This is a genomic window from Rhodococcus sp. 077-4, assembly GCF_047782425.1.
Classification (GTDB): Bacteria; Actinomycetota; Actinomycetes; order Mycobacteriales; family Mycobacteriaceae; genus Rhodococcoides.
This window is the reverse complement of sequence record NZ_JAJPWC010000009.1, coordinates 59,212-79,410: the sequence shown is the minus strand read 5'-3', so window position 1 is coordinate 79,410 and position 20,199 is coordinate 59,212. Positions and strand designations below refer to the sequence as shown.

General features: G+C 64.4%; 29 protein-coding genes. 13 read left to right on the top strand and 16 right to left on the bottom strand.

From position 1 onward, the window contains the following. A partial coding sequence (locus ACNEOT_RS25345) for a pentapeptide repeat-containing protein (RefSeq protein ID WP_415977528.1) occupies window positions 1-907 on the top strand: 907 nt, incomplete at its 5' end. 39 nt (window positions 908-946) lie between these two features. Here ACNEOT_RS25345 and ACNEOT_RS25340 read toward each other — a convergent pair. Both ACNEOT_RS25340 and ACNEOT_RS25335 read right to left on the bottom strand, forming a co-directional pair. Then, the gene (locus ACNEOT_RS25340) at window positions 947-1,294 is read right to left on the bottom strand and encodes a helix-turn-helix domain-containing protein (RefSeq protein WP_415977526.1); all 348 of its coding nucleotides are present in this window, start codon (window positions 1,292-1,294) and stop codon (window positions 947-949) included. Next, window positions 1,294-1,689: a hypothetical protein gene (locus ACNEOT_RS25335; RefSeq protein ID WP_094622086.1), complete on the bottom strand. Its 396-nt coding sequence runs from the start codon at window positions 1,687-1,689 to the stop codon at window positions 1,294-1,296. The genes ACNEOT_RS25340 and ACNEOT_RS25335 overlap by 1 nt, the downstream gene beginning before the upstream one ends. Before the next feature lie 193 nt (window positions 1,690-1,882). On the opposite strand from ACNEOT_RS25335, the gene ACNEOT_RS25330 reads away from it, so the two are divergent. The 5 genes from ACNEOT_RS25330 to ACNEOT_RS25310 are packed head-to-tail and all read left to right on the top strand — an operon-like array spanning window position 1,883 to window position 4,113. Then, window positions 1,883-2,305, top strand: coding sequence for a hypothetical protein (locus ACNEOT_RS25330; RefSeq protein WP_415977524.1), 423 nt, complete (start codon window positions 1,883-1,885; stop codon window positions 2,303-2,305). 3 nt (window positions 2,306-2,308) lie between these two features. Further along, the gene (locus tag ACNEOT_RS25325) at window positions 2,309-2,530 is read left to right on the top strand and encodes a hypothetical protein (protein ID WP_415977522.1); all 222 of its coding nucleotides are present in this window, start codon (window positions 2,309-2,311) and stop codon (window positions 2,528-2,530) included. Window positions 2,531-2,558: 28 nt separating this feature from the next. Next, entirely contained in the window at window positions 2,559-3,371 is an 813-nt protein-coding gene (locus ACNEOT_RS25320; protein ID WP_415977520.1) for a methyltransferase, read from the top strand. Then, window positions 3,368-3,787 (top strand): hypothetical protein, encoded by a 420-nt coding sequence (locus ACNEOT_RS25315; RefSeq protein WP_415977518.1) that lies wholly within the window; start codon window positions 3,368-3,370, stop codon window positions 3,785-3,787. Before ACNEOT_RS25320 ends, ACNEOT_RS25315 begins: the two co-directional genes overlap by 4 nt. Further along, window positions 3,784-4,113: a hypothetical protein gene (locus tag ACNEOT_RS25310; RefSeq protein ID WP_415977516.1), complete on the top strand. Its 330-nt coding sequence runs from the start codon at window positions 3,784-3,786 to the stop codon at window positions 4,111-4,113. Before ACNEOT_RS25315 ends, ACNEOT_RS25310 begins: the two co-directional genes overlap by 4 nt. 82 nt (window positions 4,114-4,195) lie before the next feature. Here ACNEOT_RS25310 and ACNEOT_RS25305 read toward each other — a convergent pair whose 3' ends face one another. The 6 genes from ACNEOT_RS25305 to ACNEOT_RS25280 all read right to left on the bottom strand — a co-directional run bounded on the left by ACNEOT_RS25305 (window position 4,196) and on the right by ACNEOT_RS25280 (window position 7,093). Continuing rightward, window positions 4,196-5,011, bottom strand: coding sequence for a hypothetical protein (locus ACNEOT_RS25305; RefSeq protein ID WP_415977514.1), 816 nt, complete (start codon window positions 5,009-5,011; stop codon window positions 4,196-4,198). Next, window positions 5,008-5,607, bottom strand: coding sequence for a DUF4333 domain-containing protein (locus tag ACNEOT_RS25300; protein ID WP_415977513.1), 600 nt, complete (start codon window positions 5,605-5,607; stop codon window positions 5,008-5,010). Before ACNEOT_RS25300 ends, ACNEOT_RS25305 begins: the two co-directional genes overlap by 4 nt. A 122-nt stretch (window positions 5,608-5,729) precedes the next feature. Continuing rightward, the gene (locus ACNEOT_RS25295) at window positions 5,730-6,329 is read right to left on the bottom strand and encodes a DnaB-like helicase N-terminal domain-containing protein (RefSeq protein ID WP_415977512.1); all 600 of its coding nucleotides are present in this window, start codon (window positions 6,327-6,329) and stop codon (window positions 5,730-5,732) included. A gap of 33 nt (window positions 6,330-6,362) precedes the next feature. Next, window positions 6,363-6,668 (bottom strand): hypothetical protein, encoded by a 306-nt coding sequence (locus ACNEOT_RS25290; protein ID WP_415977511.1) that lies wholly within the window; start codon window positions 6,666-6,668, stop codon window positions 6,363-6,365. Next, a complete protein-coding gene (locus tag ACNEOT_RS25285) occupies window positions 6,665-6,826 on the bottom strand; it encodes a hypothetical protein (RefSeq protein ID WP_415977510.1) in 162 nt (53 codons plus the stop codon). The genes ACNEOT_RS25290 and ACNEOT_RS25285 overlap by 4 nt, the downstream gene beginning before the upstream one ends. Window positions 6,827-6,859: 33 nt before the next feature. Next, window positions 6,860-7,093, bottom strand: coding sequence for a glutaredoxin family protein (locus ACNEOT_RS25280; protein WP_415977508.1), 234 nt, complete (start codon window positions 7,091-7,093; stop codon window positions 6,860-6,862). A 494-nt stretch (window positions 7,094-7,587) separates the two neighbouring features. On the opposite strand from ACNEOT_RS25280, the gene ACNEOT_RS25275 reads away from it, so the two are divergent. Next, window positions 7,588-7,758 carry a hypothetical protein gene (locus ACNEOT_RS25275; RefSeq protein WP_415977507.1) on the top strand — a complete coding sequence of 57 codons (171 nt, stop codon included), beginning with the start codon at window positions 7,588-7,590 and terminating at the stop codon, window positions 7,756-7,758. A 309-nt stretch (window positions 7,759-8,067) separates the two neighbouring features. Here ACNEOT_RS25275 and ACNEOT_RS25270 read toward each other — a convergent pair whose 3' ends face one another. Beyond that, window positions 8,068-8,379 carry an antibiotic biosynthesis monooxygenase family protein gene (locus ACNEOT_RS25270; RefSeq protein ID WP_415977506.1) on the bottom strand — a complete coding sequence of 104 codons (312 nt, stop codon included), beginning with the start codon at window positions 8,377-8,379 and terminating at the stop codon, window positions 8,068-8,070. Next, complete coding sequence (locus tag ACNEOT_RS25265; protein WP_415977504.1) at window positions 8,364-8,987, bottom strand: TetR/AcrR family transcriptional regulator; 624 nt, start codon at window positions 8,985-8,987, stop codon at window positions 8,364-8,366. The genes ACNEOT_RS25270 and ACNEOT_RS25265 overlap by 16 nt, the downstream gene beginning before the upstream one ends. A 259-nt stretch (window positions 8,988-9,246) precedes the next feature. Between ACNEOT_RS25265 and ACNEOT_RS25260 the strand changes: the two genes are divergently transcribed. Next, window positions 9,247-10,530 (top strand): amidohydrolase family protein, encoded by a 1,284-nt coding sequence (locus tag ACNEOT_RS25260; protein WP_415977503.1) that lies wholly within the window; start codon window positions 9,247-9,249, stop codon window positions 10,528-10,530. A 61-nt stretch (window positions 10,531-10,591) separates the two neighbouring features. Here the strand turns inward: ACNEOT_RS25260 and ACNEOT_RS25255 are convergent, their stop codons facing one another. The 4 genes from ACNEOT_RS25255 to ACNEOT_RS25240 all read right to left on the bottom strand — a co-directional run bounded on the left by ACNEOT_RS25255 (window position 10,592) and on the right by ACNEOT_RS25240 (window position 14,107). After that, entirely contained in the window at window positions 10,592-10,894 is a 303-nt protein-coding gene (locus ACNEOT_RS25255) for a hypothetical protein (RefSeq protein WP_415977502.1), read from the bottom strand. Between the two features lie 169 nt (window positions 10,895-11,063). Further along, entirely contained in the window at window positions 11,064-12,314 is a 1,251-nt protein-coding gene (locus ACNEOT_RS25250; RefSeq protein WP_415977501.1) for a hypothetical protein, read from the bottom strand. Between the two features lie 78 nt (window positions 12,315-12,392). After that, entirely contained in the window at window positions 12,393-13,139 is a 747-nt protein-coding gene (locus tag ACNEOT_RS25245) for an ABC transporter permease (RefSeq protein WP_415977500.1), read from the bottom strand. Window positions 13,140-13,285: 146 nt separating this feature from the next. Then, the gene (locus ACNEOT_RS25240; protein ID WP_415977499.1) at window positions 13,286-14,107 is read right to left on the bottom strand and encodes a phosphatase PAP2 family protein; all 822 of its coding nucleotides are present in this window, start codon (window positions 14,105-14,107) and stop codon (window positions 13,286-13,288) included. Window positions 14,108-14,246: 139 nt separating this feature from the next. On the opposite strand from ACNEOT_RS25240, the gene ACNEOT_RS25235 reads away from it, so the two are divergent. From ACNEOT_RS25235 to ACNEOT_RS25225, 3 genes are all read left to right on the top strand, one after another. Then, the gene (locus tag ACNEOT_RS25235; protein ID WP_415977498.1) at window positions 14,247-14,930 is read left to right on the top strand and encodes a response regulator transcription factor; all 684 of its coding nucleotides are present in this window, start codon (window positions 14,247-14,249) and stop codon (window positions 14,928-14,930) included. 138 nt (window positions 14,931-15,068) lie between these two features. Continuing rightward, window positions 15,069-16,442: a sensor histidine kinase gene (locus tag ACNEOT_RS25230; protein WP_415977530.1), complete on the top strand. Its 1,374-nt coding sequence runs from the start codon at window positions 15,069-15,071 to the stop codon at window positions 16,440-16,442. Between the two features lie 438 nt (window positions 16,443-16,880). Then, on the top strand, window positions 16,881-17,567 hold the full coding sequence (locus tag ACNEOT_RS25225; RefSeq protein ID WP_415977496.1) for a ZIP family metal transporter: 687 nt from the start codon (window positions 16,881-16,883) through the stop codon (window positions 17,565-17,567). Between the two features lie 108 nt (window positions 17,568-17,675). On the opposite strand, the gene ACNEOT_RS25220 is transcribed toward ACNEOT_RS25225, so the two are convergent. Beyond that, window positions 17,676-17,906: a hypothetical protein gene (locus ACNEOT_RS25220; protein ID WP_415977495.1), complete on the bottom strand. Its 231-nt coding sequence runs from the start codon at window positions 17,904-17,906 to the stop codon at window positions 17,676-17,678. Between the two features lie 184 nt (window positions 17,907-18,090). On the opposite strand from ACNEOT_RS25220, the gene arr reads away from it, so the two are divergent. Both arr and ACNEOT_RS25210 read left to right on the top strand, forming a co-directional pair. Then, a complete protein-coding gene (arr, locus tag ACNEOT_RS25215) occupies window positions 18,091-18,519 on the top strand; it encodes an NAD(+)--rifampin ADP-ribosyltransferase (RefSeq protein WP_415977529.1) in 429 nt (142 codons plus the stop codon). Window positions 18,520-18,689: 170 nt separating this feature from the next. Further along, window positions 18,690-19,160, top strand: coding sequence for a VOC family protein (locus ACNEOT_RS25210; RefSeq protein WP_415977494.1), 471 nt, complete (start codon window positions 18,690-18,692; stop codon window positions 19,158-19,160). Between the two features lie 193 nt (window positions 19,161-19,353). On the opposite strand, the gene ACNEOT_RS25205 is transcribed toward ACNEOT_RS25210, so the two are convergent. Then, the gene (locus ACNEOT_RS25205; protein ID WP_415977493.1) at window positions 19,354-20,190 is read right to left on the bottom strand and encodes a hypothetical protein; all 837 of its coding nucleotides are present in this window, start codon (window positions 20,188-20,190) and stop codon (window positions 19,354-19,356) included. Window positions 20,191-20,199: the final 9 nt, after the last annotated feature.

The following is a 20,199-nucleotide window of genomic DNA, read 5'->3' as shown; positions in this document are numbered from 1 at the left end:
GGCGCAACTCGCAGATCCCGCCGCCCCGGTACGGCTGGCGGGTGTGTTCTCACTTGGATCGCTCGCGGACGACTGGGCTGCCCTTCACCCACTCGATGCCGCGATCATCGAACGTCAGGTGTGCATCGACCTGTTGTGCGCCTACCTACGCAACGACACCGCGAACGAGCTCATCATGCTGTCGCGGATCTCGACGGAGGACATGCAAACCCTTGCCGATGTCTTCGAAGCCGAGGAGAAGCGCGTTCGCGCAGCGATTGTCGAGCTGATCCAAACGCACACAACGTTCCTTCCCGAGTATCAGAACAACCCGTCCTGGCAAGGATCGAAATTCGACCTCTCCGCAGCCAAACTGCCCGAAGCATCGCTGGGTTCAGTAGACCTCGCTGGAGCGTTCCTCGTCGGCACCGACCTGACCGACGCTGACCTCAAGGGAATCCGACTGCACAGCGCCGATCTGAGCGATGCAGTACTCACAAATGCGTGGCTGAACAGCGCGCGCCTGACAGCCGCGAACCTGATCGGAGCCACCCTTACCGGTGCGCATCTCGACGGCGTCAACTTCGCCGGCGCTCGGATGAGGGACCTTGATTTTCGCGGCACAACCTGCGGCGCTGCCGTGTTCCATCGGGCGCGGCTGATTGGAGCGAAGTTCGTCGGAGCCGAACTCGACTTCGCGGACTTCGCCGGCGCACGACTGGGGGGAGCAGACTTCTCCGGCTGCAACCTCAACGAGGTCTGCTTCGACAACGCGGACCTGCGAGGTGCCAACTTTTCCCGCGCTCGATTTACGGACACGACGACACTCCATGACGTGCAGGTCGATGCAGAAACAACGTGGCCCGACGGGACCAATAACCTCCCCGGCTTCGTCACGCTACGAGCAGACACCACACCGGAAGACTGACCGTCGACCACCGAACCCGATCGAGTACCTGCACAGCCGTCAGGCGAAGGCGTCGAGATCCAACGCGATTTCGACGCCATCCTTCTCGACGACGATCTTCGGGTGCACAGCACCGGTCGCAGCGAGGTACTGCCGCAGCGTCGACAGCAACAGATCGTCGCGGCCCTCGATCCGCGACACCGCACCCTGATTCGTCCCGAGCAACGCTGCCACCTGAACCTGGGTGAGGTTGCCGGCCTTACGAATGTCCGCCAACCCCTCGGCGTACACCCGGTTCATCGTCTCCCGCTCGGCCGCGAACTCGCGCACCGTCTCCGCTATCGCAGGCTTGGTACGCAACTGCTCGATCCGGTCGTTCGCACGCCGGAACGACTTCTTCTCGCTCATTACTGCTCCCCTTCTGTCTCACGTAGCCACCGCTCGATAGCGACATCAGCCCGTGCGCCGACACCGTCGTAGAACACATCACCCATCCGCGCCTTGTCGGCCGCGAACAACGCCACCACCACCGAACTACTCCCCGGCGGGAACCAACAGATCAACCGCAGCGCAATCTGCGCATCGAACGGATGCGCCGTCCGCCACACCGGAAACTTCTTCGACTGCCGCACCCTCTTGAGGTCCGGCCGATCCTCCACCGGAACACCGTCGAGCTCCCGCAACTGCACCAACGCATCGGTCACCCGAGCGAGGACCCGCACCGACGCAGCATCGCCGGCGTCGGCCTTCGCCTCCACGCGATCGAGCCAGTCGAAGAACTCTTCCGGTGCATCAACATCCACCACGCAAATATACCGCACACGGCATATACCGTGCAAGGTATAGCGCCGTCTGTGGCGTGCATCTGTCGGGCCGATTCGATAGCGTTGTCCTCGGATATCGGACGGCGTGTGGGCCGCCCGAGACCGCGTTGTCACTCAGCGCTTCGCCACTCTCTCGCGCGCGCTGCACGCCGTCTCCGAAAGGTCCCCACACATGTCCCTCACCCCTCTCGATCCCAATACCGTTCGCGCCGCCGCCCAAGCTGCTCTCGATGCCCGCCTCGGGCTGATCGACGCGATTGTCGCCGCTCAGAACGACCGCGCCATCGCCGCCGCGAAGGTCGCCGAAGCGCAAGCCTCCGAACGCACCGCCGCCGCGACAGAGCTCGCCGCGATCAAAGCCGCGATCGACGGCGGCTGGTCCGCACCCGAGCTCCGCAAGGCCGGCCTGAAAGTCCCCACCTCCGCCGTCGCCGGGAAGAAGACCGCCACTACTGCGGCCACCAAGACGTCGCCCCGGCCTCCGCGGCTGCAACCGTCGTCGCCGCCGGCGAAGACCGAGCCCGCCGCTGCAGAGTCGACCGGTACGGACGCCGAGCAGAACTCGCCGGGTGAGAGCTACGCGAACGCGAGCTGACCGATGAACCATCTGTTCACGACAGTCCAGTTCTGGATGGTCGGAGTGATGACGGTGACCGGTGGCATCGCATCCGTCGCAGTGATGCTGCGCATGGCGATCGTCACCGGCCACACCTGGTCCGACCCCATCAACCGACGCCTCGGCATGATCGCCGCCGGTCTCGTCATCGGCTCGATAGTCCTCGCCACGGCCTTCCTCCCTGGCCCCGGCCCGATGCTCTGATTCGTCTCGATAGTCGAAGGACTCACTTATGGACATCACAGATCCTCGCTCGCTCCCGCCGGCCACGACGCCGGACGATTCACCGACGCCGCCGACTGCACTGATCGAGGTCGAGATCTCCACCCTCGATCAGCACGGCGACCCCGGGTTCGTACTCACCCGCGGGCACTTCCACTCGCCCTCCACGGCGGCCCGGTTCGCGGTGAGCCAAGCAGAAGCCGTCGCGGACCTCCGACAGGTCGATACCGTCGCCGCGACATTCACCCGCACCGTCGACGACTCGCTCTGCTTCATCGGCACTCCCGGCGAGATCGCGTGCGCCCTCGCGTCGATGTCGGCCTACGCACCGGGTGTCAGGTCGGCAGAACTGCCGCCACCGGGGTACGTCATGGCCGCGATCCGGGTCTGGACCGCCACACCGATCGAGCCGCTTCCCGGCGTCGACCCGGCCGACCTGATCGACGTCACCGTGCGCTCGACCCGGCCCGATCCACTACCGAACTCGACCACAATGGCCGGCGACTTCCCCGCACACTCGGCCCACATCTTCGCCGGCGCTATCGCCCGCGAGATCACGATGCGCAGCGGTGGCCACAGCGAGGCCACCGTGAAGACAGTGCCCGGGCAACGGCGGCTCGTCGTGGAACACCCGATGGAGGTCTACGACACCGACGCCGCAGCTGTCGCCCGCTACACCCGGATCACGCAACTGCGGGCGAACATCGCTGCCCTCGATCCGGTGGCCGACGCCGAATGCGCAGTCGGCCTCACTGCCGAGCTGCACGTACTGGAAAGCCATACCCGCCGGTCGTTCGACGACGAATCAGGCGCAGTGGCGTGATCGACATCGGCTGGTATCTCAGCCTTATCGGGCACCGCACGGCCAAAGAGATCCCCGGGGTGATCGAGCGGCTGCAGGCGTCCGGGATCACTGCGGAGATCCTCGACAAGGTTCTCTGCGCGCCGGAATCGCTGCTGTACGCCCCCGAACGCGACGGCGAGGACTGGGCGCAGGAGTACGGCGGGCCGTCCGGTGCCGCACTACTGACTGCCGAGCTGCTCGCCTACCTTTCCCATCAGCACCGCCTCGCCGCTCTGATCCATCGGGATCTGGTCACCGAATTGATGGCCACCGACCCCGCGGCCGCCGGCGCCGGGCATTTCGGGATCACCGAAGCCGCAGTGTCCCCGTTGCATTCCGTTTCTCCCGTGCCGCCGGCCACCGGCGACGCACCGACCGAAAGACCCACACCATGAGCACACCCGACTCCCCCACGCTGTCCGACCTCGACCACATGGAGCTCGCGATCCTCGCCGAACTCCGCTCACCGGAAGCGGTGGCCGCGTTCGAGATGCTGCATTCCACCGTCCACCCCGAGACCGCGTCGCGGTTCGTCGAACTGCTCGCGATCATCAACGAGCTCTCGGGCCCGAACTTCGCCGTCGAGGCATCGCTCGATCTGCTCGACGCGGTGCAGGATTCGGGCGACCTCGAGCTGGTCGTCGCGTCCGCGTCCACGGTCGACGATCCGATCACCGCGCTCGCTCTCGCGCAGCTGTTGCGCAGGATCCGCGAGGACTGACCATCACACCATCCCGATCGCGAGAACGAACGAAACCCCCGACCACACTGTGTGGTCGGGGGTTTCGGCGCTGACGGGGCTTCTACTGCCGGGGCCAGCCGCGGACGAGCTTGTCGGTGCTCGCGTGCAGGGCGTTGAAGGAGTCGACGAGGTACGTCAACCAGGCCCGCGCGGTTTCGGGGTTCGGGACCAGCGTCGAGGGGACCGCATTCTGGGCGTCGTCGTCGAGCTCGTTGAAGTTCTCGGGGTAGTCGGTGGTGTCGCCGTCGACGATGTTCGGTGCGCCGTCGATCTCGTAGGTGATCACGAATTCGAGTTCGTGCCGGTTCGGGGCGGTGAACTCGGCCGACAGTGCGAGCTCGCCCCACGCGGCACGGTCGTAGGTGACGGCACCGGACTGAATGGCCGCCTGCAGCAGCCAATGCGGATTCATCAGCGCCTGCACGGTGCCGGGTTCGGGCCACTCGAAATCGTCGTCGAGGACGTCGGCCTTGTCGAGGTCGAGGGTCAACAGCGGCGCGGCCGGGGCCGGTGCTCCGTCTGCGGTGGGTGCGGTCATGGTCGGTGCCTCCGGGATGTCGGTGTGGGTGTGGGTGACGATGAGGACACCCAGGTCGGTGCCGATGTTCGCGCTGTCACCGAGCGCATCGAGGAGTCGTTCGGTGAGGACCGCGGCGTCGGCGGCCCGGTAGGTGCCCAGGGTGCTCCACGTCGCGGCGTCGTAGGACGTCTCCGACGCCGAACACACCTGCACGGTCAGTGCGCCGGCCCCGGGTGGGACGTGCTCGAGGTCGCCGGCCGCGTCGACGACGGCGACGATCTGGCTGCGCACGTGCTCGGGCAGGTCGACGCCGAGAAGGAGGCTGTCCGCATCGGTTGCGTTCACGGGGTGGGTCACTTCGGCAGGCTCACTTCGTAGTCGCCGTCGGACCCGATGAAGGTGAGCGTCACCATTTTGTCGGCTCCGGCCACGGTCAGAGAGCAGGTGACGCTCGTGCCGTCGACAACGGGTATCTCCTCCGGGCACTGCACATTGGAGACGTCGGATGCCCCGTAGTTCTGGGTCACCACCTTGCGCACGCCGTCCTCGGCAGAGGTCTGATCGAGCGTGCGCGTTGCGGCGCTGCTGGGGTCTGCGCCGCCGACGTCGATCTGGGTGTCACAGTCGACGATGGCTCGATCTGCAATCGCTCGGGCCTGAGGCAGCGGAACGCCGACCGAATCGCCGTACTTCAAATCCATGTTCGGGTCACCGCGATTGTCGCCGGTCGAGAGATACTCGAGCACGGCCCGGCCGAACGTCGCGCATCCGTTGTTGCTGGCCACGATCAGGCCGTCGTCGGACGTCTCCGGGCTCGGGGTGCCGGGCTCGGTTGTCGAGCAGCTCGACAGTGCGATCGCGGCAACTGTCGCGGCGAGCAGAACGGCCGGTCCGGCCGCGAGCCTTCCACGCACCCGTCCGGATCGTTCGTATCTCTTCTCCACGGTGCTCACTTTCGGTAGTCGACCAGCAGCAACCGTAGCGCCGCCTCGGGAGCGTGTACGTGAGATGTGCAGGCCCCGGTTCCGGCGAGGGTGCAGGGTGTGCGGTGTCGGGGCATCGCACCGAACGGGGGTCATGGTGTGAACGGTTTCCGAAACGTGTTGAGCCGGTTGAAGGCTGAGCGCTGCGCGGTGCCGAGTTCGACCATGTAGTCGAACAGATCGGCTTCGGGTGCTTCTTCGGCGGCCTGGGTCAGTCGTTGGCCGGCGATGTGGAAGCTGCGGCGGTAGGACTGGGACAGAACGTTGTCGGCGTAGTGCACGGCCGCGACAGAGTGTGCGCCGGCGGTGACGATGCCCATGAGGCGTTTGCGTAGCGGGGCGTCTTTGGCTCCGTCGGCTCCGGATCGGATGAGTGCGCCGGTGACGGAGGCGAAGTCGTGGGGTTGCCCGGCGGCGATGAGGTCGACGATGTGGCCGTACATGCGTGCGTGTGCCGGATCCTCGAAGTCAGTCGTGGTGAGGGTGCTGGTGATCCGTTCGATGTCGGTTCCGTCGGCGCTCTGGTTGCGGACGTCCATCAGGGCGCACAGGAGCATCGCTTCGGGGTCGGTGGCCGGGTCGTAGCCCGGCTCGACAGTGAGGGTGTCGAGGTCCTCGACGGGTGCGAGGTCCGCGTGTGCCTGTTCTGCGGCGTCGTCGCCGGGTGTGGGGACTGCGCGTAGTGCGTTCATCGCGGGCCTCGTTCGTGTCGGTGGTCTGGGTGGTCAGAAGTTGTAGTTGGTGAGCGTGTGGGCGAGGTCGGCCCGTATTGCTTCGGGTGTAGTGCGGACGTCGTGGAGGCGCTCGGCGGTGGACGCGGCATTCTCGTGGGACAGCACGAGTCCGCTGGTGCGACCTTGGAGTGCGTCGAGGAGCTTCTGTGTGGGGGCGAGAACCATCAGGGCGTCTTCGACACTGTCGTCGAGCTCTTCGAGGGCCGCCACTGCCCTGTGTAGGGCGAGGGTGGGCCGGTTCGGGGTGCAGTCGTCGACGTCGGTGTCCACGGTGTCCACGCTGCTCGGTGTGGTCATGATGCGATCTTGTCGGTGCCGGACTGCAGGGTGTCGGACTGCAGGGTGTCGGACTGCAGGGTGTCGGACTGCGTCTGGTCGTGTTCTGCGGCCAGTTCGGCATCGATCTGGCGGTCGATGTAGTCGGGGTCCGGTGCGTAGGCGGGTACGAGTCGCATGGCGGGTCTCCTGTGTCGTCGGGTTTGTGGGTTTCAGGCTGCGGCGAGCTTGTTCAGGGCGTCGATCTGGAACCCGCTGAAGTGGTTGTTCTCGTCGACATACACGACGGGGGTCTGTCGGTAGCCGAGATCCTCGGTGATGAATCGGTACGCGGCGGGATCTTCGGTGACGTCGATGATTCTGAAGCTCGCCTTCTTGTTGTCGAGGATGATTTTGGTTCCGCTGCAGGGGTCACATTGCGGTTTTGTGCAGTCGGTGAGCGACATAGATTTCTCCTTAGCGGAATTGCTGGCGTTGACTTCTATTCTACGTCAATAGTGGTCTTAATGCCAGGGCTATTAACTCGTCAATATGGCCAGTTGCGTTGTGGCTCTTTCTGTTTCATTGCCCGACTTTCACCACGGGACCACTCGGCGGAATTGCAATACAGTTATCGTCCACCTTTCCTGCTCCGTCTCTTACTGCGTTCTTTTCACTTCCGGCTGGCGCGGAGAAGAGACGGCGGCGCACGGCGTCGACGGTCAATGCCTGGCCTGTGCGAGTTTTCGCCGGGGAGCGCAGCGAGTGCGGGTCGGGCGAACAGTCGTGCGGGGCCCTGTGGGCCGGAGCGTGAGCGGAGCCAGGGGTTGATCCGGGAGATGACGGGTGATGCATTCTCGATGCGCAGCCAGACGGACCGAAAAGAACCTCCCCATTTCTACCGGCGCCGCCGGGCTCGTGCCGGTGACTGTGTTCGTGCTGGTCGGTAGGGTGCTCGGGTATGGAGCGCTCGCGGACCGAACATGCCTTGGCCAAAGCTGTAGTGAACGGCTCGCCGGTGCCGTCGGATCTCGCGCTCGATGCGATCGTGGGCGGTGTCCTGGTCGAGGACACCCGTCCCACCTCCGCCGACGTCGATATCGTGTGGCCGGCCGATCCGACGTTCCTCTGAGCGCCCTTCGCTCGTTCGTCCGTGGACGGTACCGCCGGCCGCCCGCTGTACCTGCGTCGGTGCTGGTGGTGGGCGTCGTGTCGGTGTGAGGGCTCGATGCCCGATGCACCGGCCCCGCGCCCTGGATTGCCGGGCGTGGCCACCTCGAACCGGCGGCCACGCTCGGCGGCGGCGTCAGGTGTAGCTCTGCACTCTGCCGATGTGGGCGGCGACGTAGACCTTTGCTCCGGAGATGCAGCTCGTAGACCACAAGCGGTTCAGCGCGGCGCGCCCAATCTCACGTCGTCGTGCCTGAATGGCCAATTTTGCTTACGCACCTGGGCCGTCGACTGTGGTGACGACCCGGTAGCTACTGAGCCTGCTGTCGTCGATTGGGGCGTGATCCGGCCAGGTGTGTGCCGCGCGGAAGGCGTCCGACTGGAGATAGTCAACATAGGCCTGCTCATCGGTGAATTCGAGGACCGAGCAGTATCCGCGATCCGGTTCGACAGGTCGCAACAACCGTCCGAATATCAAGCCAGGAACTTGACTCAAGGTGCCATGCATGCCCGCACCAAAATTCTGCTCGAAAGTACTGCGGTTCTTCGGGTCTACGAACAGTTCGTTTACGACGGTGAACATCTGATCTCCTGAGTATCACTTGAGGCTGAGGTTGCAAGGTGAAGTGCGTTGACGAGAAACGTTTCGGTGACACGACGAACTTGAGCGGAAGAATGACCATGGTCAATCTGGTCTATTGCGCGACCTAGCGCGCCATCTACTAGCGCGGCGGTCAATTCGGGGTCAGGGTCACCCCGGTCGAAAAGCGCTGCTCGCAACGGCTCAGAGACCTCGACATGGTGCTGAGCGAGTGCAACTCGAGCTTTCGCACTGTTCAGATGCTCCCCGCCGAGAACGGCTATCCGGTGCACTCCGGCTGCAGCGAGGTCAAGTGAGGCATGCACGTAGGCGGCAATGCGCTCATCGGGGCTGTCGCTCAAAGACACTCGTGCACGAACAGTTGCATTCCAGCCGGCGAAGCTGTCAGCGACGATACGCACGAGTATGGATTCCTTCGAGGGGAAGTACTTGTACACACTGCTACGCGCAAGTCCCACAGCGCTACCGACCAAGCCCGGTGTAACCGACTCCGGCCCCTTGGAAATCAGTAGCTCACGGGCCGCATCCAGCAGGGCTCCCTCGACGTTCTCTCGGTGCTCGGCAACAGTAGGCGCGTCAATCCTCGGCATAGCCCTCCATTCTTAGCGACACGTCGTCGCCAAGTTAGGCTAATGCACTGGCACCGCACTTGACAATCCCTATTGAGAAGCCACCTACGTCAAAGAAATTGATTCTTTTCGCTCTTTTGGGACTGTCTGAGTAACGGTGGATCCGGTCGTTGTTTCGACACGCTGAGCTGAGCTTCGCGGCATCGTATCCGACGTAGCTGGTCTGCCTCTCGACGACGGATGGGTCGATCGGGATACGAACGAACGTAGTCTGCTTGGTATGAATCGAGCGGCCACCACAGTCGCGAATGCAACGGTATTCGATGGGACGGCGTTGCGGGAGTGGACGTCGGTTCGATTCGAAGACGGCGTCATCACCGACTGCTCGATGATCTCGGCCGCGCAAGAAGGCGACGAGGTGATCGACGCGCGTGGGGGGACGTTGATTCCCGGGTTGATCGACGCGCACGTTCACCTTGTTCCAGGCGCACTCGAGCAGTCGCTGACTTTCGGTGTCACGACCGTCCTCGACATGTTCAGTACGCCGGCTGTCGTGGCCCGCGCGAGAAACCGGGCCTCCACCTGCAAGGACGTGGCCGATGTACGGTCCTCGGGTATCGGTGCCACCGCACCGGGTGGACACCCGTCTGCGATCTACGCCCCTATTCCCACGCTGACAGAACCCGGGCAGGCGGACGGATTCGTCGCGGCACGGATCGCGGAAGGCACGGACTATCTGAAGATCTTTTCCGGCACAGGCGGGTTGTGGCCTGCACTGGACTTCGACACCATCACGTCGCTGGTGACCGCCGCGCACGCCCGCGGTCTGGTTGTCGTCGCGCACGTGAGTTCGGTAGCCGGTGTCGAGGATGTCGTATCCGCTCAGGTCGACGTCATAGCCCACGTTCCCGCCAATGCCGAACTTGGCACGTCTCTGGTCGACCGAATTGCGCAGGCCGACATCGCGGTTGGTCCGACTTTGGTGACGATCGAGAACGCCGTGGGCGAGCAAGGTGGCGCTGGCGTGGTGCGTGATCCGCGGCTGACCGAGATGTTGGGGGATCGAGTGATGCGTAAGTTGACCTCTCGTATGTCGGAATCGACCGGGGCAGCGTCGGTACCGTACTCGTTGGCCGAGAGCAATGTTCGGCGACTGGCTGATGCCGGGGTACGCCTGTTGGCGGGTACGGATGCGCCCAACCCGGGGACGGTGTTCGGTGCAAGCCTTCATCGTGAACTGGAACTGTTGGTTCGCTGCGGCGTCACCCCTGCTCGGGCGCTGGCTTCGGCGACGAGCGGGCCGGCGCGTGTGTTCGGCTTGGCTGATCGTGGACGTATTTCGGTTGGGCGGCGAGCAGACCTGGTTCTGGTCTCAGGGGACCCGTTGACGGATATCACCGTAACGCGTGCAATAGAGCGGGTATGGCGTTCGGGCTCAGCATGCGAGCGGCTCGCCTTCGTGGCCAGCGAAGCAGAGGCCGAGCAACTCGACGCCTTCGACGCCAGGGTCGCTGCAGCTGTCGCTGCGGTACGCGCACGTCGGCGGGATCGGTTATTACATTGAGTCCGCCGACCGGCACCACGTGCTGCGTAGACCAGCTTCAGTGCGCCGCTCCGGTCTCCCATCAGTGACCAATGTCGTCGACTGCATCCGGGAAGCGTCCGCGAAGAGCATCGAGTTGGCGATGAAGCTCGTAGAGCACCCTGCGTTGCGCTCGCGCTTCGTCGTCGTGCGAGATGCGGGCGGTGTCCTGCCCAACCCGTATTGCTTTGAGGGCGAACTGTTCGGCACGGTCGACGCGAGTGGAGATGGTGTCGATCTCAGCGGTGAGCATCGCAGCGAAGACCTTCGCCTGCGCGTGGTCGTAGGGGTCGGGCAATTCTGGGATGGCCTTTCGGACGCGCCGTTGGGTGTTGACACTGTTCACGTGCACCTGCCGGCTATCGGAACACCGCCAGGATTCCAGACCCAGTGATCGTATGGTGGAGTTCGCCGACCCTTGTCCGACGGGGTTCCGCACAGTGCATCGTTGTTGTTCGTCCCCGCACTGTCGGCGACACCACAGCCTGCTCGATGCACCAGAAAATGCAGTCGTGTCACTGCAAGGCGGCTGCGAGGTCTGTCAGCGAAGCCGTCTCCGCAGAGGGGTCGGGTGTGCTCGAACGGATCGCGGTGAGCACTGCGTCGATGCGGGTGTCGAGCGCGGTCCACCCCGCGTCGTCGAGCGGCTGCAACGTGGGTTGATCGTCGTCCCACGTGCTTTCGAGGTTCTTCGCAGCAGTCTTCGCCTCGTCCTGCTGACCGGACCGTACAGCCATGGCAGTGTCGTCGACGATCGAGCGGAGCTCGGTGACGCGCTCAGGCGGGAACTGTGCGATCGCTTCTCCGGGAGCGAGATCTGTGATGTCGCTTGCGGAACTCTCCGCCTCGCTGGTCGGCGCTGCGTGTGGCTGCGCGGACGCCCACGACAGGAGCCCCGCAGTGGCAACGGCGACTGCCGCGAAGTAGACGAGCATGGTGCGCTCGCGGCGTGCGTCAGTGGCAACCGGTTCGGGCTCGACGCGGTGGTTCCCGATCACGTCTCGTTTCGTTTTCGTCAGATACAGCACTGTTGCCAGGATCGCGATCAGAAACACGACGCTGGTGAGGAACGTACCGACACCGAGACCGTGTTCCGTTCTCGGTTGCGCGAACCAATCCCCGAGATTCGCACCCAGCGGACGGGTGAGGATGTAGGCCAACCAGAACGCCAACACCGCGTTCGCGCCGAGCCGCCATCCGACGACGACCGCCACGATCAAGCCTGCGGGCAGAAGCACCGACGTGCCCGGGCCCCAACCGGTGATGCTCAGCGTCCAGTCCCCCGCCGCGGTACCGAGTGCGAAGGTCACCAGAATCGCCAGCCAGTAGAACAGCTCACGGGGCACGGTCACGATGCTGTGAATAGACAGGGTCCGCTCCCGTACGAACCACACCCCGAACACCACCGCCAACACCGCCGCAAACACCGACATGCTCACCGCCAACGGAACACCGCGACTGTCGGTGAGGATGTCGGTGTACAGCGTTCCCGTGACACTGAGCACCACCACGGTCAGCCAGTACACGGCGGGTACGTACTTCGCCAGCCGTATCTGAACAGTAAGCACCGCAACGAGAATCACGGTGAACAACCCCGCCGTTGCGGTCAGTCCGACACCGAGCGTCATGTTCACCCAGTCCGCGACACTCTCCCCGACTGTGGTGCACAGAATCTTCACGACCCAGAACCAGACCGTGATTTCGGGGACTTTGCTCAGTGCCCGGCGGTGGACCGTCAGGGGCTCGGAATCGGTGAGATCGCTCATGAGCCGGGACCGTACCCGGATGTTGCTGAAGGTCCCCTGAGGATCACGTGCCGTACACGCCAATCTGGTCGATCCCGTCTACGGCCTCCGGTGGACGGATCCGCGCGCCACAAGTTCCACGGTCAAAGCAACGGCCACGGTCTGCGCAAGTAATAGTCCAGAGAGCACCAGGATTTGCACGGCCCCTGCCTGCAGGGCCGAACCACTGGCCAGCAGCACCCCCACGAATGCGCCCGGCAGGGTCACCAGCCCCACTGTTCGCGTCTGGTCCAGTCCCGGCAGCAGAGCATCGCTCGCTGTGGGGCGCACTACCTCCACGCGTGAATCACGTTCCGTCAGACCCAAACTCAGCGCCGCCTCCACTTCTGCGTGCCGCTCGGTCAAGGCTGTCAGTGCGCGGCGAGCGGACAGCGATGTTGCGGTCATGGTCCCGCCCAGGATGATCCCGCCCACCGGCACGATCGAGATTCCCTGCGCTGGAACGACACCGGTGAGCAGGCACATAGGCACGACGATGCCGACACCCACTGCAAGGGGAAGAACGAGCCAGATACCGGACCTACCCGACTCCGAACGCCGGATCGACGTGAACGCCGCGGCCCCGAACATCACCAGCAGCACGAGCAGGGACGACCACAGGTGCGCCAGCGCCGCGGCGAGAACGAGTGAGATCGCCGCCAGTTGAACGAACCCGCGGAGAGCAGCAGCGGGAGCGGTGACCATCCGCCCGATCGAGGAGACCCGATAGATGATCGCGGCGAGCGTCACCATCGCGAGGCAGAGAGCCACGAGTGGCAGACCAGGCTGGGCCAGGGAAGAACTCACTGTTCAAGTATGCGGTTCAGCTCGCACGCGCCTGTCCCAGAAACATTCGGGCGGTGAGAAGTCCGGTCGAGCCGAAGGTCGCGTTGAGGGTGTCCGGATCGAGAATTTCGCCGACGGGCCGAGAACGCCGCCTGCGAGGGCCGCTGTCATGCGGTGACGTCCATGCTCGGCGTCGTGGTCCGGGTTGTGGAATGCCGTGGTGTGAGGCGACTGTCGAGTTGATGCAAGGCGTATGAACCGACCACGGCGGCGAGGGTAGCGAGTACGAATCCCGCGGCGACGTCGCTGAGCCAATGAACGCCGAGGTAGAGGCGGGTGGCGGCGACGAGCATCGTGAAGGCTACTGCCGCTGCCACCATCGCCCACCGCAGAGCGGGAGATGTACGCGCACCGAGCACCAGGGCAGTCATCAACAGCAAGCTCGCGGTTCCGGTGACGTGCCCGGACGGGAACGAATGATCGGTCTCGGCGACGAGGTGCAGTGCCACCGGCGGACGGTCGCGCCCGACGACGTATTTCAATACGGTGCACGCGATCGAAGCAGCAACGACCGTGCCCAGCAGTACCAGTGCCGGTGCGTAACGCTTGGTCCGCCACACCAGCAACGCGGCGATCAGCAATCCTGCAGCCGCAGTCTCGGGCGGTCCGCCCGCGTTGGTGATGGCGATCGCCACCGAATCGAGGGTCGGGGTGCGGTGGCCGACGAACCAACCGGTGACCGGCCCGTCGACCGCGGTGAGCCAACCGTCGTTGTGAACGGACACAGCGAGAATCGTCAGCGCGAGAACCGAACCGGCGCCCGTCAGGGCAGTCGCACGGTTGCGGCTGCGCGTCCACGATGCGATGCCGCCGAGGACCAGGGCCGCAGCGATCGCCAGCGCTGTCAGTTCGGTCTCGGCGGTGGCGGATTCGGTGAGAACTTCGGTGAACGCGGTGTGTACTACGGATATCGAGGAGGAGTGGAGCACGGATCGAGTGTGGCGAAGCCGTCCTGAAGATCCCCTGAGAGCGCATCGCCGGTCACACCGTTGTCTGGTCTACTCGACGGGTCCTGGCCGGAGCTGTTCGTCCGGGTACGTCACAACATGCGTGGATGGAGATCTGGCGATGCGAGTTCTGGTGGTCGAAGACGAAGTGCGTCTGGCGGAGATGGTGCGCCGGGGTTTGGTGGCCGAGGGATTCGTCGTCGAGATCGAGCACAACGGAGACGACGGATTCCACAGCGCCGCCACCGGCGACTTCGACGTGATCGTGCTCGACATCATGCTGCCGGGCAAGCACGGCTACGACATCGTCCGGGATCTGCGCGCGCAGGGTGTGTGGACGCCGATTCTGATGCTCTCGGCCAAGGACGGTGAATACGATCTTGCCGACGCCTTCGACATCGGTGCCGACGACTACCTCGTCAAGCCGTTCTCGTTCGTCGTCCTCCTCGCGAGGCTGCGGGCCCTGGTACGCCGCGGCGCCCCTGAGCGCCCGTCGGTGCTCACGGTAGGCGACCTCGAACTCGACCCCGCGCGGCACCGTGTGATGTGCCGGGGGTCGGAATTGGCGCTTACTCCACGCGAATACAGCGTCCTCGAATTTCTCATGCGGCGCAGCGGGACGGTGGTAACCAAAACCGACATCGTTCGGTCGGTGTGGGACGCGAACTACGACGGCGACGAGAACATCGTCGAGGTCTACATCGGATACCTCCGCAAGAAGATCGACCAACCGTTGGGCCGCAGAAAGATCGAGACGGTCCGCGGCGTCGGATACAGAATGTCCCCGCCACCGGCGACCGAATGAGTCACGGGCGGGCGCGCCGCCTGTTTCGGCGACCGACGTCAGGAGTTGCACTTCGTCGTTCCTTCGTCGGCGGTGAAGCCCGATGCCGGAGTGCACACCACCTCGGGCGGTTCGGCGCGGGACACTGACGTGGTGCACCTGACCTCGGACCTGCTGCGCCCACGCACGTGGACTGTCCGTGTGCGATCGGCGGTGGCCTCGACCCTGGTGGTTGCAGTCTGCCTCGTCCTTGCCGGCGGCGCCCTCCTGGCAGTGCTGTACACCTCCCTCGAAGACTCTGCCCGCTCTGCCGCCGTAGCCCGGGCGGAGCAGGTGGCCGAACAACTCGAAGCCGAGACACCATCGCAGATCGACGAATCGCTGTTCGCCACGGATGCTCAGATCGGGATCGTCCAGATCATCGACACCTCCGGGTCGGTGCAAGCGCAATCGCAGGGAGACGGCGAAGAGCCGTTGACGACAGCTCGGTTGGACCCTGCAACGACGCGCGACCTCGGCCGAATCGAATACGGCACTCACGCAGACTTCTGGGCCACCGGCCACGGTGCCGCCTCACCTGCCGGCCCCATGACGGTCGTAGTGGGTGCCGATCGTGAGCCGGTCGAGAACGTCGTCACCACGGTATCGATACTGCTCGCCGTCGTCGGGCCCATCGTGATCACCCTCGTCGCTTTCGCCACCTACCGGCTGGTGGGAGCTGCCCTGAGCCCGGTCGAGCACATCAGATCCAGGGTCGCGTCGATTTCCGATCATCGGTTCGACGAACGGATCCCGGAACCGGCCACACGCGACGAGATCGCGCGGTTGGCGGGCACGATGAACGAGATGCTCGAACGTCTGCAGGCTGGATACGTGGCGCAGCAACGCTTTGTCAGCGATGCCTCGCACGAACTGCGCAGTCCGCTGTCGACGATCACCACCGCCCTCGAACTCGCTGCCTCCCGTCCCGATCTCCTCGATGCAGCACTGATCGACGACTCGCTGCTACCCGAGGCGCGCCGAATGCGGCAGCTCATCGAGGACCTGTTGGTGCTCGCACGCTCGGACGAGACCGGCACCAGAAGTGCGCGCGTCGATGTCGATCTCGACGATCTGCTGTACGAAGCGCGCGTACGCATCGCCCAGCTGTCCGACGTCGCGGTCGATTCGTCGATCGTTCCCGTGCGGGTGACCGGTGATCCGCAGGCCTTGGCCAGGGCGGTCCGCAACCTGTGCGACAACGCTTCCAGGCATGCCAAAACCCGAATAACGCTCTCGTGCTGCGTATCCAAGAGTCATGCGATCATCACGGTCGACGACGACGGACCTGGAATCGTGCCGGCGGAACGTGAGCGAGTATTCGATCGGTTCGTTCGACTGGACACTGCCCGGGCACGCGACATCGGTGGTGCCGGATTGGGTCTGGCCATCGTCGCCGCAACCGTCGCCGAACACGGGGGAACGGTAGCGGTGACCGACTCACCGATCGGCGGCGCACGATTCCAGATACGACTTCCGTTGTCGCAGAACTAGTGTTGTGGATGATCGGCCGCTTCCACCCCGTCGCCGGGTCGAAACCTGTCCCCGACATCTCGAGGCCGATCGCACGGTTGAACTGTCGAGCCACCTCCGCTGGGGAATGGACAGGCCGAATCGGGCTGTCGCCTCGCATTCGGGTGAATCGACTCCGTTCAGCGAGAACTACTGCACTACACAACGAGCACTCCTACGGCCTGCTGTTCGATCGACCCACGTGTGAAGCAAGATCAGTGGAGCGCCCGACAGGCCCGGTCGACGAATGTCGTCGGGTAGTGGTGGGTGTGAGCGATCGAGCGGGCATAGCAGGTATCGCTCGAACGCGCAGGCAGGTCGCCGTGTAGACCCCTGGGGTGCACTTCATGCTGCGCAACGACAATGGATTGCGGGGAGGAATCGTCAGCGACATGATGGGAACGTAGATCGGAGTGACACATGCTGACTGCATTGTTGTACGGGATCGCCACAGCACTGCCCTTGGCCGTGGGAGCGGCCATAGGGCTGCACTGGCAGCTCCCGCGAGCCGTGCTCGCGGGGTTGATGGCCTTCGGTGCGGGCACCATGATCGCCGCCGCGTCTTCGGAATTATTCGATCCAGCCTTCCACCAGGCCGGCGCTGCCATCGCCGGTATCGCACTGTTCGCCGGCGCGGGCGTATACGTGATCTGCAATCATCTCATCGCGAATCGGCTCGGACCCGCAGCAATCGGGTGGGCCCTCATGCTCGGCACAGTCCTCGACGGCATTCCCGAGAACACAGCGCTGGGGGTGTCACTGACCACCGGCGGTGGCCTGGTTCTCGTGGTCGCTATTGCCGTGGGCAACGTCCCCGAAGCAGTCAGTGGTGCCGCACTCATGCGCCAGGCCCACGGTTTCAGTCCCGTTCGCGCACTGAGCTTGTGGATCACCACCGCCACGGTCCTCGTCGCGGTCACCGTCGCCGGGTACGCCTTGTCCGACACCATCCCCCCTACCGGTATCAGCGCAGTGCAGGCCTTCGCTGGCGGCGCGACCATCGCGGTGCTGGCCGACTCACTGATGCCCGAAGCCTACCGAGAAGGCGGTTGGTGGGTCGGACTGTGCACCGCAGCGGGTTTCATGCTCGCCTTCGTCCTCGGCTGACACCTGTGCGCTGGACCGGCCCACGGAACTTATGCCGTCGCCGAGACGCTACGAGTCACTGCTGGCGGTGGAGGTCGCCCGCCGGCGGGTTTCCTCTACATCTGCCTGTCAATGAGTTGTGATGTGCGCGATGCCTTTCCATCCCCAGTAGATGCGATGTCGGGTGATATGTGTGCCGTCGAGTTCCATCACTTCGACGAGGTCGATTTGATCGTCGCCGGGTGTCTGGCGCGGGTATTCCCAGATCAGACGATCACCGTCGAATGCAAAGGTGTCGGATCGAGGCAAGGACGGTAGCTCGTCCTCGTCGGGTCGCCGCCGTGTTGCTTCCTGCAGCACTACGTTTGAGCGGCCATGCCGCCCGATGTCGAATCGCAGACGAACCACGTCGAGGTGTGCGCTCCGGCACATTCACGGTTCCCCCTTGACTGTAGCTCCGAGGGAGGGGCTTGCAACAAGACCCCTCAGCTCGTGCACAATCGCCCGGCACATCAACAGCGAAGGGGGCCTATCGGTGGCAAACATGGCGGACACGCCGGAACGTTTTCAGGTACACGAATCCGGCGCTTATTTTCACGGCACCAAAGCAGACCTTCGAGTAGGAGATTTCCTCACACCGGGGTATCAGTCGAACTATCGCCCCGACCACACCTCGAACTACGTCTACATGACGAAAGTGTTGGACGGTGCGGTCCTTGCTGCCGAGATGGCCACCGGAGCGGGACGTCCCCGGGTGTACATCGTCGAACCGGACGGGGACGTCGAAGACGACCCGAACGTCACCGACAAGAAGTTCCCCGGCAACCCGACCCACTCGTTCCGGAGCCCGAGACCGGTGAAGGTAACCGGAGAGGTGACCGACTGGGTCGGCCACACGCCCGAGTATCTGAACCGGTTCCGAGCCGGCCTGGAAGCACTGAAGCAGCGTGGAGCCAATGTCCTCTACGACTAGCCGGCCAACAGAACGGACCTCGATCGGAACGGGCATGTTGTTGTTCGGTGATACTGACTCGACACCCGACGTGACCACATCACGATCACGGACTTCGAGAAAGGGCTCGCCATGAAAACCTTCGACGCCCGGGCGCGACGGCCTCACGATGGACCCGTACGGGGACAGCGGTGACCATCAGACTGGAGAACGTCGGTATCGCTGTACGCGACATCGAGGCCACGATTTCGTTCTTCACAGATCTCGGCCTCACCGTTCTCGGCCGCGATACGGTCAAAGGGAAATGGGCCGACACTGCTGTCGGTCTCGACGGCAACCACGCCAAAATCGCAGTGCTGCAAACCCCGGACGGGTCGGGGCAGATCGAATTGTTCGAGTACATCCATCCCGAAGCCATCGAGACATCGCCGACACTGCCCCACGACATCGGGATGCACCGTATTGCCTTCTCCGTCGACGACATCGACGACGCACTTGCGATCGCAGCGCGCCACGGGTACCACCCGCTGCGTGGCGTGGCCAACTACGAGGGCGTCTACAAGCTCACCTATCTACGTGGGCCGAGCGAAATTCTGTTGATGTTCGCCCAATCACTCACGCAGCCAACCGCATCGGACCCGACGGAACCGGGTCACGCCTGAGGCGGACGAGTCGACGCTGCAAGCACTCGACCACCTCAAGGGATAGTAGTGAACTCGTTCGTTTCGGTCGCCGGTGAGAGCTTGATCTACCTCACCGGCGTTTACAACGACGTCCACGAGCACGGGCATGGGCGGGTGGGTGGCTCGAAGGTGGTGGGCCAGGCGTCGAACATGCCGGCCTCGTTGTCGGTGGTCATTGCGCGGCTGCGAGTGGCCGTCGGCCGGCGAGCTGGTCGGCGGGTGCGGGTGTCCAGCGCAGGCCTTGCTCGCCGAAACTCGGGGCGGTGAGGGTGTAGCGGCCGGTGCGGTGTTGTGTTCCACGCCCGTGGACGGCCACCTCTAGGGTGATCGACCGAATGCGGCCTCTCCCCTGCTCTATGCCGCCGTAACTGTGGACGGTGGAGGCGATGGTGAGATCGATACCCGGCATGTGCCCGTCCGTCAGGATCAGGATGCTGCCGTGCCGACGATTCCTCGCGAGCAAAGCTCTTGCGCGCGTGGGTGGTACGTCGCGTCCGTGCACGGTCGTCACGACCAGGTCGACCCCGTCCAGACAAATCGAGGCGGCGTCGAGAGGGTCGGTGGATCCGGGATCTACGAGATGGATCTTCGCGAGATTGCCGCCGTGTTCGTGGACGGCGAGCAGGCTCAGGCGGGGTTGGCCGATGAGGGCGACGTGGTGGCCGGCGGCGGATGCTTCGGCGATGAGGGCGATGAGCATCGATCCGGCGCCGGTGACGGTGATGGCGGTTCCGCGGGCCAGGGCCCGACGTGGGAGCAATTCGGCCAGTGGTCGGGGCGCGGGCATGGTCCGGAGGGTTTTGCCGCGTACAGCGGCGATGAGCGGTTCCGGATCGTCGTCGACGACGGGCACGAGGGGTTTAGCCCGATCGGGTGCGGTGATGGTGGGCAGGTCGGCGGGTGCGTGGTCGCCTCGACCCGGGACGGTGGCCATGCGTCGACGGAGGACGTCGAGCTGGGTGCTCTTGTCGAGTCCGGTGAGGTCTTCGATCGCGTCGGCGGTGGCCATGTGGATCGA

Bases quoted from the DNA above. Each gene is read 5' to 3' on its own strand.
- ACNEOT_RS25260 (WP_415977503.1), top strand. From the start codon at position 9,247: ATGAATCGAGCGGCCACCACAGTCGCGAATGCAACGGTATTCGATGGG.
- ACNEOT_RS25270 (WP_415977506.1), bottom strand. From the start codon at position 8,379: ATGTTCACCGTCGTAAACGAACTGTTCGTAGACCCGAAGAACCGCAGT.
- ACNEOT_RS25280 (WP_415977508.1), bottom strand. From the start codon at position 7,093: ATGTCGCTCACCGACTGCACAAAACCGCAATGTGACCCCTGCAGCGGA.
- ACNEOT_RS25235 (WP_415977498.1), top strand. From the start codon at position 14,247: ATGCGAGTTCTGGTGGTCGAAGACGAAGTGCGTCTGGCGGAGATGGTG.
- ACNEOT_RS25295 (WP_415977512.1), bottom strand. From the start codon at position 6,329: ATGAACGCACTACGCGCAGTCCCCACACCCGGCGACGACGCCGCAGAA.
- ACNEOT_RS25330 (WP_415977524.1), top strand. From the start codon at position 1,883: ATGTCCCTCACCCCTCTCGATCCCAATACCGTTCGCGCCGCCGCCCAA.
- ACNEOT_RS25265 (WP_415977504.1), bottom strand. From the start codon at position 8,987: ATGCCGAGGATTGACGCGCCTACTGTTGCCGAGCACCGAGAGAACGTC.
- ACNEOT_RS25205 (WP_415977493.1), bottom strand. From the start codon at position 20,190: ATGGCCACCGCCGACGCGATCGAAGACCTCACCGGACTCGACAAGAGC.
- ACNEOT_RS25275 (WP_415977507.1), top strand. From the start codon at position 7,588: ATGGAGCGCTCGCGGACCGAACATGCCTTGGCCAAAGCTGTAGTGAAC.
- ACNEOT_RS25285 (WP_415977510.1), bottom strand. From the start codon at position 6,826: ATGCGACTCGTACCCGCCTACGCACCGGACCCCGACTACATCGACCGC.
- ACNEOT_RS25225 (WP_415977496.1), top strand. From the start codon at position 16,881: ATGCTGACTGCATTGTTGTACGGGATCGCCACAGCACTGCCCTTGGCC.
- ACNEOT_RS25340 (WP_415977526.1), bottom strand. From the start codon at position 1,294: ATGAGCGAGAAGAAGTCGTTCCGGCGTGCGAACGACCGGATCGAGCAG.
- ACNEOT_RS25250 (WP_415977501.1), bottom strand. From the start codon at position 12,314: ATGAGCGATCTCACCGATTCCGAGCCCCTGACGGTCCACCGCCGGGCA.
- ACNEOT_RS25310 (WP_415977516.1), top strand. From the start codon at position 3,784: ATGAGCACACCCGACTCCCCCACGCTGTCCGACCTCGACCACATGGAG.
- ACNEOT_RS25325 (WP_415977522.1), top strand. From the start codon at position 2,309: ATGAACCATCTGTTCACGACAGTCCAGTTCTGGATGGTCGGAGTGATG.
- arr (WP_415977529.1), top strand. From the start codon at position 18,091: ATGGCGGACACGCCGGAACGTTTTCAGGTACACGAATCCGGCGCTTAT.
- ACNEOT_RS25290 (WP_415977511.1), bottom strand. From the start codon at position 6,668: ATGACCACACCGAGCAGCGTGGACACCGTGGACACCGACGTCGACGAC.
- ACNEOT_RS25320 (WP_415977520.1), top strand. From the start codon at position 2,559: ATGGACATCACAGATCCTCGCTCGCTCCCGCCGGCCACGACGCCGGAC.